At 68.7% G+C, this 14,023-nt stretch carries 12 protein-coding genes; all 12 read right to left on the bottom strand.

Annotation, left to right across the window (positions count from 1 at the left end; genetic code table 11):
• Window positions 1–20: 20 nt before the first annotated feature.
• The 12 genes from KBI44_12200 to pilQ all read right to left on the bottom strand — a co-directional run bounded on the left by KBI44_12200 (window position 21) and on the right by pilQ (window position 14,023).
• A complete protein-coding gene (locus tag KBI44_12200; GenBank protein MBP9145238.1) occupies window positions 21–2,153 on the bottom strand; it encodes a peptidylprolyl isomerase in 2,133 nt (710 codons plus the stop codon).
• A gap of 61 nt (window positions 2,154–2,214) precedes the next feature.
• Window positions 2,215–2,958 carry a metallophosphoesterase family protein gene (locus KBI44_12195; GenBank protein MBP9145237.1) on the bottom strand — a complete coding sequence of 248 codons (744 nt, stop codon included), beginning with the start codon at window positions 2,956–2,958 and terminating at the stop codon, window positions 2,215–2,217.
• Window positions 2,946–3,461 carry a shikimate kinase gene (locus KBI44_12190; GenBank protein MBP9145236.1) on the bottom strand — a complete coding sequence of 172 codons (516 nt, stop codon included), beginning with the start codon at window positions 3,459–3,461 and terminating at the stop codon, window positions 2,946–2,948. Before KBI44_12190 ends, KBI44_12195 begins: the two co-directional genes overlap by 13 nt.
• Entirely contained in the window at window positions 3,458–4,093 is a 636-nt protein-coding gene (thiE, locus tag KBI44_12185) for a thiamine phosphate synthase (protein MBP9145235.1), read from the bottom strand. Before thiE ends, KBI44_12190 begins: the two co-directional genes overlap by 4 nt.
• Window positions 4,090–5,454 carry an acetyl-CoA carboxylase biotin carboxylase subunit gene (gene accC / locus KBI44_12180; protein MBP9145234.1) on the bottom strand — a complete coding sequence of 455 codons (1,365 nt, stop codon included), beginning with the start codon at window positions 5,452–5,454 and terminating at the stop codon, window positions 4,090–4,092. The genes thiE and accC overlap by 4 nt, the downstream gene beginning before the upstream one ends.
• 9 nt (window positions 5,455–5,463) lie before the next feature.
• Window positions 5,464–5,952 carry an acetyl-CoA carboxylase biotin carboxyl carrier protein gene (accB, locus tag KBI44_12175; protein ID MBP9145233.1) on the bottom strand — a complete coding sequence of 163 codons (489 nt, stop codon included), beginning with the start codon at window positions 5,950–5,952 and terminating at the stop codon, window positions 5,464–5,466.
• 10 nt (window positions 5,953–5,962) lie between these two features.
• On the bottom strand, window positions 5,963–6,319 hold the full coding sequence (locus tag KBI44_12170; protein ID MBP9145232.1) for a hypothetical protein: 357 nt from the start codon (window positions 6,317–6,319) through the stop codon (window positions 5,963–5,965).
• Entirely contained in the window at window positions 6,309–7,562 is a 1,254-nt protein-coding gene (locus tag KBI44_12165; protein ID MBP9145231.1) for a tetratricopeptide repeat protein, read from the bottom strand. Before KBI44_12165 ends, KBI44_12170 begins: the two co-directional genes overlap by 11 nt.
• A 200-nt stretch (window positions 7,563–7,762) precedes the next feature.
• Window positions 7,763–8,818 carry a PKD domain-containing protein gene (locus KBI44_12160; protein ID MBP9145230.1) on the bottom strand — a complete coding sequence of 352 codons (1,056 nt, stop codon included), beginning with the start codon at window positions 8,816–8,818 and terminating at the stop codon, window positions 7,763–7,765.
• Window positions 8,819–9,030: 212 nt separating this feature from the next.
• Entirely contained in the window at window positions 9,031–10,743 is a 1,713-nt protein-coding gene (locus KBI44_12155) for an IPT/TIG domain-containing protein (protein ID MBP9145229.1), read from the bottom strand.
• 20 nt (window positions 10,744–10,763) lie between these two features.
• Complete coding sequence (locus KBI44_12150) at window positions 10,764–11,312, bottom strand: hypothetical protein (protein ID MBP9145228.1); 549 nt, start codon at window positions 11,310–11,312, stop codon at window positions 10,764–10,766.
• Between the two features lie 23 nt (window positions 11,313–11,335).
• Complete coding sequence (gene pilQ / locus KBI44_12145; GenBank protein ID MBP9145227.1) at window positions 11,336–14,023, bottom strand: type IV pilus secretin PilQ; 2,688 nt, start codon at window positions 14,021–14,023, stop codon at window positions 11,336–11,338.

Raw genomic sequence — 14,023 nt, 5'->3', positions numbered from 1 at the left:
GCCTCGATGACCGTCGCAAACTACTCACCTGTCTCGATTTCCCGGATCGAGACCAGCCCGTCTTGCTGGCGGATCTGGTCGAGCACCGAGTCGTCCCCGATCACCTGGCCGAGGACCGTGTAGCCGCCGTCGAGATGCGGCTGCGGCGAGAGGGCGATGAAAAACTGGCTGCCGCCGGTGTCCGGCCCGGAGAGCGCCATGCCGACCGTGCCGCGGCCGAACCGCAGCCGGTTGATCTCGTCGCGCAAGGCGAAGCCGGGCCCGCCCCAGCCGTCGCCTCTGGGATCGCCGGTCTGGACGACGAAATCCGGCACCACGCGATGAAATTCGAGACCGTCGAAATAGCCCTGCCCGGCGAGCTGGAGAAACGAGAGACAGGTGAGCGGCGCCTGGGGACAGTCGAGACGGATCCGGAAGGCGCCGCGGGCGGTCTTGACCTCGACGAGGCGCGCGCGGTCGGTCTGGGAGAGGATCTGGGCATAGACCGGACCGGTGCGGCCGGTGGTGGCCGGCCCGAGCTCCGGCCGCGGCCGTCCGAGACGCTCGAGCGCCCCCGCCGCTTCCCGGCGGACGAGAAAGTCGCCATCTTCGGCGAGTCCTTCGAGGAACTGGACCGCACTCTCGTGGTCGCCCGGCACGGCGAGCCCCCGCGCCGCGAGCGCCCGTACTCCCGCGAGGCGGGCATCGGAGATCGGGTCCAGCCTCGCCTCGACCTGCGCCTGCTGAAGGCTCGCGGCAGAGAGTCCGGGGGCCTCGGCGACCGCTTCGAGCACGGTCGTGCGCACGGTCGCGTCCGGGTCGCGCAGGAACCGCCGGGCGAGCCGCGCCACCGCTTCGATCGCCGTTCCTGGCCCACCCGCCGCTGCCCCCCCGGAGGCCGGGTCGCCGACCGCAGCGACCGCCGCGCGGTCACCGACGCCGGAGAGCAGGGCCTCGACGGCTGCCACCCGGACCATCGGCTCCGGATCGAGCGCCAGCTTCTCCACCAGATCGTCACGCCCGAGTCTCCCCGCCGCCTCGGCAGCGCGCGCCCGCAGCGCCCGCGCCGGGTCGGCCGCCGCGCGTTCCACCCATTCGGGCGCCTCCGGATCGCCCGCATCGGCGAACGCCAGGAGGGCGAGCTCGCGCTCGCGTGGCTCGCCATTCACGAGTCGTCCGAGCACAGCCTTGCGAACTTCCGCTTGCGGGATCCAGGCCGCCGAAGATTCGAGAGCGATGGCCCGGACTCCGGGCAGGGGGTCGTCGACGAGGCCGGCGAGGCGCCTTCCCCAGGCGAGTGGCGGCACCGCCTCCGTCCGGGCGGCGATGCGCGCCCCGGCCCGGACCGCCTGGATGCGGGGCGAAGGCGCAGTGTCAGCGAGCAGCGGCTCCAGCGCGGCGAAGTCCGCGACCCCGCCGACATCGCCCAGTCCGCGCGCCGCCCAGGCCCGGATCCTCGGGTCGGGGTCCGCGAGGAGAGGGCGCAGGAACGGCAACGCCCCGGGGCGGGCGTCGCGGGAGAGAGCGTAGGCCGCTCCGAGGCGCACGGCGAGCGCGGCTTCGGTTCCAGCGGGCGCCGGGTCCGGCTCGGCGAGCATTGCAGCCGCGACCTCGACCAGGGCATCCTCCTTGAAGCGGAAGAGCGCCGGCGCGAGCCTCCGGGCGGCCTCCCCGGGCGCGATGGCGGTCAGGGTCCGGCGCACCTCTGCGAGCGGCGCCTGGAGCTTTCCGAGCGCCTCGAGAGCCAGCGTTGCGGTCGCGGCGTCGTCGTCGACCGCGGCCCGAAGCAGGGCCGGGACGGCCTCCGGCGCGCCGAGCTCCCCCAGGGCGAACGCCGCCGCCTGCCGCACGTCGGGTTCGACGTCGATCAGCAGTCCCTGCAGCAGGCCCCGGCCGCGGACGTCGCCGATCCGCCCCAGCGTCACGGCGAGGTCGAACCGGACGCTCTTCGAGCTGTCGAGGAGGGCGATGAAAACGGTCTCTTCGAAGCGCTTCTGGTCGGCGAGCAGGAGGAGGAGCGCCTGCGTGTCGCGCAGGTCCGTGGCGCGCGTCGAGCGGGTCTCGGCACCCGTCGGAGGCCGCGCCGGCGACCTCGCCGGCGGCGCCTGGGAACAGGAGAGCACCGGCAACAGGGCGAGAAGCGCCAGCCGGCAGGAAGAGCGATCCGAAGTCATGAGCAGATCATGCTACGCAGCGCGAGCCCCCGGTTGCAAGGCGGGTCGGGCCGGCGTCGCTTCAGGTCCCGACGGCCAACCGGTCGGCGAGGAGCTTCGGCAGCCCCGCCTTGAGGATCCGCTGCTGGGCGCGATCGATCGGGTAGGCGACCCGATGCCAGCGCACGACCTTCTTGTCGGAGTCGTAGGTCATGTAGGCGGCGCGCGGATCGCGATCCCTGGGTTGCCCGATCGACCCGGGATTGATCAGGTAGCGGCAACCGTCCTCGATCGTGATCGAGCCGCTCTCGCCGCGCAGCAGCGCGACGCGGATGTCGCGGCCCTGGCGGACGAAGAGCGACGGCACGTGCGTGTGGCCGAAGAAGACGAGGTCGGCGGGATAGCTCTCGAAGATCTCTCCAGCCTCGTACATCGAGAAGACGTAGGTGTCTTCGTCGAGCGGCGAGCCGTGACAGATCGAGAAGCCCTCGGGCAGCACGAGCGGCCCGCGCGGCAGCTCGCGCACGAAGCGCAGGTTGGCCGCGGTCAGGTGATCGGTCGTCCAGCGCGCCGCAGCGAGCGCGGCGTGATTGAAGTTCGACCCGTCCTCGAGACCCGCGACGACCTTGTCGTGGTTGCCGCGGATGCGATAGACCGTGCCGGCGAGATCGCGCACCGCCTCGACCACCTGATTCGGACCCGCGCCATAGCCGACCAGATCGCCGAGCACGAGTACGACGTCGAAACGCTTCCGTCGCAGCCGTCGCAGCACCGCCTGCAGCGCCTCGGCGTTGCCGTGCATGTCGGAGAGGATCAGATACTGCATTTGCGCTCCGAGACCAGCATGGCGACCCGCGCCGCCACCTCTTCCGCGGCCTCTCCTGGGGCGACGTCGACCTTCAGGTCGGCGAGCGCGTAGGCGGGAAGCCTTTCGCGATAGAGCGCCAGGACCGTGGCCTCGTCGCGAAACAGCGGCCGGTCCGTCTTGCCCCTGCCGCCGATGCGACGGGTGAGAGTCGCGAACTCGGGGTTCAGCCAGACCACGAGGCCCGCGGAGCGGGCAGCCGCAAGATTGCGCGGGAAGGTGAGCGTGCCGCCGCCGGTCGCCACGACGGCCGGATCCTGGCGCAACGACTCGGCGAGGACACGGGCTTCGATCTCGCGGAATCCGCCTTCGCCGACCTTGTCGAAGATCTCGCGCACCGACTCACCCGCGACTTTCTCGATCTCGTCGTCGAGGTCGATGAACGGCCAGCCGAGCCGGGCGGCGAGGCGCCGGCCCACGGAGGTCTTGCCGGCACCCATGAACCCGGTCAGAAAGATCCTCATGCCGCCATGGCGAGCAGCTCGCGGCAGTTGCGCGCGATGTCTCCGCAACAGACCGCCCGGATCAGAGCTACCGAGTCAGCGCCGGCCTCGAGCACCGCCGCGATGTTCGCCTGCTCGATGCCGCCGATGGCGACCAACGGCTTCGACGTGCGCCGGCGGAGCTCGCGCAGGCGCACGAGCCCGACCACAGGGTCCGGATCGCGCTTGCTCTGCGTGGCGTAGATCGGTCCGAGGGCGACCCAGTCGGCGGCGGCATCGCGGTCGGCCTCGGCGAGCTGATTCTCGTCATGTGTCGACACTCCGATGCGGACCGTCGGGGCGAGCAGCCGGCGCGCCGTCGCGGCCGCGAGATCTCTCCTGCCGAGGTGGACGCCGGCGAGCGGCAGCAGCATCGCCAGATCGACCCGATCGTCGATCCAGAGGGTTCCCGGCCAGCCCTCGAGTTGCCGCAGACAGCGCTCGGCCTCGGCGAAGAGAAGATCGTCGGGGAGGGACTTGGCGCGCAGCTGAATGGTCAGGATCCCGGCATCCGCCATGGTGGCGGCGCTGGCCGACAGAGTTCGCGGCGCCAGCGCATCGGCATCGGCAATCGCGTAGATTCTGCCCGGCCGAGGCGCTGCGCCCGCCGTCATGAAACGGCCGCCGCCTTCAGTCTGCGACGCTCGGCGAATCGCTCCATGAACTTGGTCGAGAAGCGTCCGGCCCGGAACTCTTCGTCCTCGAGGATCTCGCGATGCAGCGGAATCGAAGTCTTGATCCCCTCGACGACGAAGAAGTCGAGGGCGCGCTTCATACGCGCCAGGGCCTCTTCGCGCGTGCCTGCATGCACGATCAGCTTGGCCACCAGAGAATCGTAGGTCGGCGGAATGAAATAGCCCTCGTAGCCGTGGGTGTCGACGCGGACTCCGGGGCCACCGGGCAGGTGGAAGGTCGTGAGCCTCCCGGGCGACGGCACGAAGGTCACCGGATCTTCGGCGTTGACCCGGCATTCGATGGCGTGCCCGCGGGGCTTCAGCCCCGAGGGAATCGTCAGCGGTTCGCCGGCTGCGATCCCGATCTGGAGCTTGACCAGATCGACGCCGGTGACCATCTCGGTGACCGGATGCTCCACCTGGATGCGGGTGTTCATCTCCATGAAATAGAAACTGCCGTCGAGGTCGAGGAGATACTCGATCGTTCCGGCGCCCTGGTAGCCGACGGCGCGCGCCAGCTTCACGGAGGCCTCTCCCATGCGCGCCCGGAGCTCGGGCGTGAGCGCAGGCGAAGGGGACTCCTCGATCAGCTTCTGGTGGCGGCGCTGAATGGAGCACTCGCGCTCGCCGAGGTGAATGACGTTGCCGTAGGCATCGCCGAACACCTGAAACTCGATGTGCCGCGGCTCTTCGAGGTACTTTTCGAGGTAGACCGAACCGTCTCCGAAAGCCGTCAGCGCCTCGTTGGACGCGGTCGCGAACTGGCCTTCGATCTCGTCGGCGGTACGTACGATCCGCATGCCGCGCCCACCGCCGCCCGCCGCCGCCTTGAGAATCACCGGGTAACCGATCTCGCCGGCGAGCTGCCGGGCCTCCTCGGCGGACGCGAGCGGTTCCTGGCTGCCCGGGAGGACGGGGACGCCCGCGGCGACCGCGGTCTGCCGGGCGTTCGCTTTGTCGCCCATCTGGCGAATGACCTCCGGTGGCGGACCGATCCAGCCGATCTTGCAGTCGCGCAGGACCTCGGCGAAATGGGCGTTCTCCGACAGGAAGCCGTAGCCGGGATGAATCGCATCGGCGCCTGTGATCTCGGCCGCGGAGACGATGCTCGAGATGTTCAGATAACTCTGCGACGAAGGTGGCGGCCCGATGCAGACATCCTCGTCGGCGTAGGTCACGTGCAGGCTCTCGCGGTCCGCCGTCGAATAGACGGCCACGGTCGGGATGCCGAGCTCGCGGCAAGCCTGGATGACTCGCAGCGCGATCTCGCCGCGATTGGCGATGAGGATCTTCTTGAACATCGGGAAAGGCTACTCGAGCCGGATTCCGAACAAGGGCTCGCCGAACTCCACCGGTTGCGCATTCCGCGGGTGGATGTCGACGACGATGCCGTCGACATCGCACTCGATCTCGTTCATCAGCTTCATCGCCTCGACGATGCACAACACCTGGCCCTTGCGAACCCGGTCGCCGACCCGCACGAACGGATCCGCGGTGGGGCTGGGTGAGCTGTAGAACGTCCCCACGATCGGCGAGGCAATGAGATGCGGCGCGGCCTCGGCGGCCGCCGTCGGGGCGGAGCCCGGTCCGGCGGCGCCGGGCGCCTCCACGCCGCCGGGCGGCGCATACGCCATCGCCAACGGCGCGGCCGGCGCCGCCGTGACGCGATACTCGACCGGCGCGCCAGCGGGTGCCGCACCGGTGATCTTCAACCGGAAGCCACTGCGCTCGATCTCGAGCTCGTGCAGGTGGCGCTCCGAAACGATCTGAATCAGCTCTTTGATCTGGTCGTAGGTCAGCATGTTGAACTCAGGAAAGCTCCTCTTCGAGCACCAACGATGCGCGCCTGAGCTCGAAGCGGGCGCGTCCGACGCTTCCGGTCGGAGCGAGCGCGAGCAGCAGGTAGTATCCGCCCGCGACCGCGCTCACCAGAAAGGTCATTCTCTCGGCTACCACGGTGAACTGCTGAACTTCGCCTACCGACAGCTCCTGCTGCTGCTGCGAGATCGCCCGCACCTGCGAGATCAGCTCGGCTGCGATCGCCTCGAGGTCGAGCTCGGGGCTGGCGCTGACCGATTCCACCGGCATGCCGTCGCGATCGACGAGAGAGAGCGCGATGGCGCCCTCGATCCTGCCGCTGATCGTGCCCAGGTGCTCAAGAAACATGGCGCTCGGCTCCCCGCCGGATTCGCGCCAGGAAGTCCCTGAGCAGCGCCGCCTTGCGCGCCGTCAAGCCGCCGACGATGACATTGGACTCTTCGGTGTTCGCCACCTCTTCGGCGAAGGCACCGGATTCGTCGCCGCGCTGCTGCCGGACGGACTCGAGACCAGCGAGAGCCGCGCTGTCCCCGGGTCGGGCCTCGAGAACCGACAGAAAACTCTCCTCCGCCTCGTCCAGATGCCCTTGCGAGAGATAGAGCTCGCCCAGCGTGGAGCTGGCCGTTTGCGGCGTCTCGGGCGGCGACGCCAGGTCGATCGGAGCGATCGGAGGCATCGCAGGCATCGGAGCCGGTTCGGGCTCGAGCACAAGCTCGGGCGCGGCTTCGAAGACCGGCTCGGCGATCGGCTCGGGCGCCGCGGGGAGCGCCTCGGGCTCGCTCAGCGCAGGGACCGCGGCGAGCGGAGCGAGGGCAGTCGCTGGCGCCATTGAATCGATCGAATCCAGCTGGGCGGAGCCTGTCGGCCAGGAGGCCGATTCCCAGTCGAGCGGCGCGGCCACAACGGGCTCGACGGGCGCCGGCTCGGCCGGCGCCAGAACGAAGATGCCCTGTTCGAAGAACGCCTCGTCGATGCGTCGCGTCGCACCCGGATGGGCGAGGACGCCGAACGGTTCGCCTTCGCGGTCGACCGATCGAGCCGGGGGCGGAACGATCGGTTCGAGGTTCACCGCCGGCAGCGCCGCGATCGCGGGCAGGGCGAAGAGCGCCTCGCCGGGATCGGAAAGCGTCGCTCCCGTCGTTGCCCGGGTCGCTGCGGACGGCTCCGGCGAGAGCCTTTCCAGAGCGACGATGCGCGAGGCCAGGAGCTCGATCTCCGCGTCGCGGTCGTTGAAGAGCCGGTAGAGATCGAGCCGCTCGCGTGCCCGGCTCGCCTGTCCCGTGGCGATATAGGCCTCGACCAGCAGCTTGTTTGCGACGAGCTGCGTCGGGTCGCGCGCCACGGCGCGTTCGAGGATCTCGATGGCGGCCACCGAGTCGCCGGTCTCCACCAGGCAACGCCCGAGAGCGACCTGAGCGGCGAGGTAGCCCGGGTGCTCCCGCAGGCCGGCTCTGAGGACGAGAATGGCGTCGGCGAGGCGGCCGGCGCGGCGATACTCTTCCGCGAGCTGGAGAAAGGCGCGCGACTTGGGGTCCCGCTCCCAGCGCTGCCGGAGCTGATTCAGTTGCTCGGTCGAGAACGGCTCAGGCAAGGCCCGTTCCTCTCATCGAGGGTGCCTCGCCGGCCACTTCGAAACATCGCAAGTGCATGACTTCAGAAAGTATACCGCACCCGTTGCCGCTGTCCGAGCGCACCCGGGCGGCCATCGGCGCCGCCCGGAACGCTCGATCGCCCCCGGGGCGCGGCAGGCCCCTGGACGATCGAGCCGGAAGAGACGGCACGCAGCTTCTCCTAGTTCGTGATCTGAACCAGATTGCTGGCGGAGCTGGTGCCGATGCTGTTCCTGGCCGTCAGCGTGACGACATACGTGCCGGCATCCGAGTAGGCGTGGACCGGATTCTGCTGGTTGGAGGTCGGCGTGCCGTCGCCGAAGTCCCACAGCCAGCTCGTCGGGCTGCCGGTCGAGGTGTCGTTGAAGGTGACGACGAGCCCTGCCCTCTGGAAGGTGAAGGCGGCCTGCGGCGGGCGCTGGATGCCGACCGAGAAGGAGCGCGAAATGATCGAACCGCCGGCGCCGCCGACCTCGGCGGTGACCTCGAAGTTGTCGTCGCCGATGAGCTGCAGGTCCGCAGCGGTGACGGTCAGGGTGTCCCGCGCCTCACCGTCGGCGTCGGTGGTGATGAACCTCCCGCCCGACGCGAGCGTTCCCACCTCGGAGCGGAAGTTGACCTGCGCTCCGGCGAGCGGCTGCGATACGGCGTCGCGGACGAGGGCCAGGAGATCCAGCGTTCCGCCGGTCTCTGCGATGCTCGAAGGCGTAACCTGGAGGCTCATCGAAGCGGCGAGCTCCCCGATGGCGATGTCGAGGGTTATCGGCTCGATGCCGCCGGAGAAAGCCGTCACCGTCGCCGTGCCGACGCGGCCGGTGCCCTGGAGTACGGCTGTCGCCTGGCCGCTGTCGCTGGTGTAGGCCACCGGATCGATGCTACCGAGGGTCGAGCTGAAGCGGACCTCGGTGCCCGGGTTCACCGGATTCCCGGTCGAGCGATAGGCGCTGACGGTGACCGTCGACCGCCCGACCTTGCCGATCTGGGTCGGAAAGGCGGAGATCCGCAGGATCGCCCCCTCCGGAGCCACCGGAGTGCCTTCACTGCAGCTGGACAGGCCGGCCGAGAGGCCGGCCAGGGAGGCGAGGACGAACAGGGACCATCGACGGACCGACCGCAGAATATTCATCTCGACAGGAGTATACGAACCGCGACGCCACAGCGTCCAGCGCGCCCGCTGGGGGTCACCGCCGACTGGAAATGTGGAAATGCAGGATGCGGTAAGCGCAGCGCACCGCATCGGTCGCGTGACGAAGGCGGTAACCGGAACGCGATCGATGCGTTGCGCTACGCTCAACGCATCCAACGCTTCGACCCAGGCCGGCCCCTTGCCCCCCCTCGGAGCATAGGGGCGACGCATGCCTCGCCCGCTGGCCCGCGAGATCTTCGCCAAACAACAAAAGAGCCCGGTGTCGCCACCGGGCTCTCTCGAAGTCAGACGCTGGAACCGACTCAGTCTCCGCGGCAGGAGCTGTCCGTCGGATTGAAGGTGAAGACTCCGTTCAAGGTCGCGGTGCATCCGGTAGCCGGGTCCGTCACTCGCACGTTGGCCGTAACCGGCAGGTAACGCTCGCCGTCCGGATCCGGCGTCGGGTCCGGCGGCACCGGATTGCCGTTCTCGTCGCAGGTCTCCGTTTCCATGACCGAATTCGGGAGGGAAGGAGACCGCACTGTGATCGAGCTGCCCGTCGAGGACTGGACGTTCCCCGCGAAGGCCGTTCCGCCGACGACGAAGTCCACGATCATCGGGACACCGAAGCTCGAACCGGTAACCGTGACCACCGTGTTGCCGGCTTGCGGACCGCTGAACGGCGAGACTGCGAAGATCGAGGGGCGGGGAATCCGATAGGTGAAGGTCGGTCCGTCCGCGGATTCGCCGGTCTCGATATTGACGACCCGCGCGGCTCCAGGGACGTCGGCGCAGTTGGTCACCGCGATCGGAACGGTCCTCGCGACCACTTCGCTCCCGGAGACCGAAAGTACCTGCTGGCCGACGCCGCCGAGCGATACCGCGACCGGCTCGTCGAAACCCTGACCGAAGATGGTCACGATCGTGCCACCCGTCGCGGGACCTTCCCCGGGCGAGATGGCGGTGATCCGAACGGTGGAGCCGTAGCGGAAAGCCGACGGCACCACGGTGAACCGGCTGGAGTTCTGGTTCTTCACCAGGATGTTGACCAGTTGGTTCGGCGTCGGCGGCGCGCAACCGGGGCAACTCGTCGTCGGCGAGAGCACGATGATTCGCGTCCGGGTGACCGAGACCACCTGGGCCTCGGCGCCGTTGAAGGTCGCGTCGTTGGTGCCGGTGCCGAACTTGACCTGCACCGGCGCCTCGAATCCGTCACCGTTGATGATGACCTGGGTGCCGCCCTCGTTCGGGCCGGAGGCCGGAGTGACCGAGAAGACAGTCGGCTGGAGTGTCCCGCCGCCACCGCCATTGGTGTAGACGAAGCCCGACGCGAGAGTGTCGGTCAGCTGGCCTTCCTCGTTGAGATTGATCGTCACCGCCACGTTGACGGCACGAGTCTCGCCGGGGGGAAGACCTCCGAGGAGCGGCGGGGTGGTGACGCGAATCTGGGTGCCCGAGGCACTCAGGACGACCGCCGTGACACCGTCGAAGGTGACGCGGATCGGATCGCTGAAGCCGCCGCCGTTGATCGTCACCGTCTCACCGCCCTGCGGGCTGCCGGTGTTCGGGCTGATCGACGACAGGAAGAAGGTGTCGGGGACGCCCGGCTCGCGGATGGCCACGGTGGCGAAGCCGACGCCGGTGGAAACCGCCGCACGGACGCTCGCCGAGCCGATCGCCGTGCCGGGAAACAGCACTACCGTCGCCTGGCCATTGACGATCTCGAACGCGATCTCCTGAGGTCCGGTGGCGCTGCCGAGCGACCCGAGGGTCGTGGTGAGCGTTCCGGGGGTCAGGTTGGCGACCGGTGCGCCGTTGTCCGCGCGCAAGGCGCGGATGATCAGGGTGGCGAACTCGGTGCTTCCGGCTTCGAGCGACGAGGTCGAAGAGGTCACGGTCACATTGATGCCCACCGAGGGTGGGACCGGCACCGAGGGCGGTGCCGTCGGTGACGACGGGCTATCGGCGCTGCACCCGAGGGTGAACGCCAGCCCCAAGGCCAGAAGTGGAAAGCGGAATCGGGTCAGAGCTCTCATAGTCACTCTCTCCTGGCGAATCAGGGCGTTACTTCGAGCGTGAAGAATGCCGTCGTGGATTCGACCCTGTCGCCGGACAGCGTGCGACCGAAGAATCGAAGGCCCACGGTCAGGCGAACCTGCCGACTGCCGGTCTCGGAGTCGATCCCGAGATTCTTCAGATCCAGAATCGGAACGGTGTTGAACTGCTCGGCGCGCATGAAGGGGCCGTTGTCGAGCTGGAAAGTGCCGTTCACCGGCGCGATGCCGAAGATGTAGTTCACCAGCTTCGGAGGCACCCGCGTGCCGGTATCGGCGCGCGTATACGTCACCTCGTAACTCTGGATCTCGACGTTCATCAGCTCGCTCGTCGTGCCGTTCGGATCCTTCGCGACGTTCGACACCGTGAGGCTCTCGATCTGCGCGAGATCGCCGGAGGCGCTGGCGCTGATCGAGATCGGCAGGCCATCGAAGTCGGTGATCGACAGCAGCACGCCCCCCGTCTCGGTCTTGCTGATGTCGCCCGAGGAGCAGGCGCCGAGCGCGAGCACCAGGATTCCGAGAGTCAGGAGTCTGTTTGTGAGTTTCATATGGGTATCCTCCCCCTGGGTTCCTAGAGCTTGATCACCCGCGGGGTGATGAAGATCAAGAGTTCTTCGTTGCTGTCGTCGCGACGGCGGTTCTTGAAGAGGTGACCGAGGACCGGGATGTTGGCCAATCCCGGAACGCGGTCCTGGCCCTGATCGGTCGATACCTTGTAGATGCCGCCGATAACCGTCGTCCCGCCATCGCGGACGATGACGCGGGTCTGGGCTTCCTTGGTCGAGATCGGAGCGTTGGTCGCGCCGGCGACGGCGAACGCCAGCTGCGGCTCGCGCTTCTGAACGTTGACATCCATGAGGACGGTGCCTTCGGCGGTGACGTGCGGCGTGACGTCGAGACGCAGTGTCGCGTTCACGAACTGCACGGTCACCGTGTTGTTGGCCACCGTCTGGATGGGGATCTGGAGACCGGACTGGATGCTCGCCGACTCGTTGTTCAGGGTCGCGATCTTCGGCGCCGACAGAATGTTGATCAGGCCGTCGGACTCCGCAGCCTGCAGGGTCGCGTCGAGGCTGAAGGTGTCGAGAATGTTCCCCATGGCGAGACGCAGCAGGCCGTTGCTGCCGCCGGTGAGAACGTTCACGTCGCCCTGAACGCTGCCGTTGTTCGGGAACTGGAGGCCGGTCGTGTTGCCGTGGGCGGCGTCGGCGACACCATCGAAGCCCCACTGGATGCCGAGCGTGCGGCTGAAGCGCTTGGTGGTCTCGACGATGCGCGCCTCGATCATCACCTGCGGTTCGGGTATGTCGAGCGTCTCGATGACCGCAATCACGGTGTCGATGTAGGTCGGCAGCTCTTTGATGATCAGCGTATTGGTGCGCGCGTCGACGGTGACCGATCCGCGCTGCGAGAGGATCCCCGAGGCGCGTCCGCCGCCGGTGGCGAGCACCCGCGCCAGATCGTTGGCGCTCGAGTAGCTGATGCGCTTGATCACGGTCCGCAACGGAATCGAGAGCGCCTGCGCCTGCGCCAGGGCCTGCTGCTCCTTGGCCTCGGCTTCGAGGACGTTGCGCGGTGCGATGCGCATGATGTTGCCGTCGAGCTCGTAACCGAGATTGTTGATCTTCAGGATCTGGTCGAGCGCCTGGTCCCAGGGCACGCTTTCGAGCTCGACCGTGACCGTCCCCCGCACTCCGGGCTGAAGCACGACGTTCAAGCCGCTGATCTTCGCGAACGACCGCAGGACATCCTTGATGTCGCCATCCTTGAGGCTGAGCGAGATCGTTTCGCCGACGTACTCCTTGTGCGTTCCACCGACGTTCTGCTGGGCGAAGACGGGGCTCGGTGCGGCGGTGGGGCGCGGCGCGGGGATCGTCTGCGTATCCGCCGCCTCGAAGAGGCTGCTGTCGCGCGGCGTCGCCGGCTTGGCGGCGAAGGCGATCGTCGGGGTGGTCGGGGTCGTCTGAGTGATCGGGGCGACCTGAGCGAGCGGAGCGGGCGCCGCAGTGACGGCGGACACCTCTTCCGCGGTCGACTGGAGGCTGGCGGAATCGGCGGCGTAGGCCTGCACGTCGCTGGCGGCGAACGCCTCGTCGGTAGCGTTCGGCGCGACCTCCGGGCGAGTCTCGGGAAGGGTGGAGGCGACGACCTCCATCGGAGCAGCCTGAGCCGCTGGAGCCATCTGAGCCGGAGCCACCGCGTGCGTCACGGCAGGAGCGGGAGGATTCGCCGCCACCACCGCGGTGGCGGCCGGCTCGGTCCGACCGGTCGAGGTACGGAAGCGGACAACGAGGCCTTCGGAACCGCGCTCGATGGTCGGCGGCACGGTCTGGCGCAGATCGAAGACGACGCGCGAAACCGCTTCGGGACTCTGCTTGAACTGCGAGACCCGGATGCGGGAGAGGATCTCTCCGGCGAGGGGCGCGCTGCTGCGCGCGCTCTGGTTCACGACGCCATCGAGATCGATGACGAAGCGATCCGGGTTCGCCAGCTGGAAGGTCGAGTAGGCGAACTCGCCGTCGCCGGCGATGACGACGACGGTGTTCGCGCCCTCTTCGACGACCTCGACGCGACCGAGGATCGAGGCCGCTGGCCCGCTGGGCGGCGGCGCCACCACCGGACTTTCCGGAGTGCCGAAAGATGCCAGGCTCACCGGCGCCGCGGCGACGACCGCGGGAGATGTCATGGGCGCAGCCGCGGACGGAGCGGACGGAGCCGGGTCGACCTCGGCGACAGCGACGGGTTCGGGAAGCTCGGCGACCTCAGGGGTGGAAGCGACCGCCGCGACTGGAGCGATCGGAGCGACTGGAGCCTGGGCGATCGCGGTGCCGACGGGGGCGGGCGACATATCGATGCGCAGGCTGTTCTGCCCCGCGACCAGCATGTGCTCGGCCTCCTGGCGCGTCGCGACGGTAAGCCGCGTCAGCGGCCGGCCGCTCGTCTCGTCGACGGCGACCGCGACGGACGAGACCAGGCCGGAAGGCGGGTTCTCCGTCTGGACCGCCGGCAGTGGCCGGGTATTGGGCAGCTCGATGACCAGCGCCCCGTCCGCGTCGCGGTAGGTCGTCCAGACCAGCGCGCCGTCGGCCACCAGCTCGATTCGGGTTCCGGGCGCGCCCTCCACGACGGCGAGCCGGGAAATCGTGGCCGGCAGGGCTGCGGGTGCCGCCGCTGGCGGCACCGGCTCGGAGGATAGCGATACGCTCTCGGGAGAGACCGCAGCGCAGCCGCTCCAGATCGACGCAGCCGCAAGAACCAA

It is taken from the genome of Thermoanaerobaculia bacterium, assembly GCA_018057705.1.
Classification (GTDB): domain Bacteria; phylum Acidobacteriota; class Thermoanaerobaculia; order Multivoradales; family JAGPDF01; genus JAGPDF01.
The sequence above is the reverse complement of the archived record's forward strand: the minus strand, read 5'-3'. Positions and strand labels throughout refer to the sequence as shown.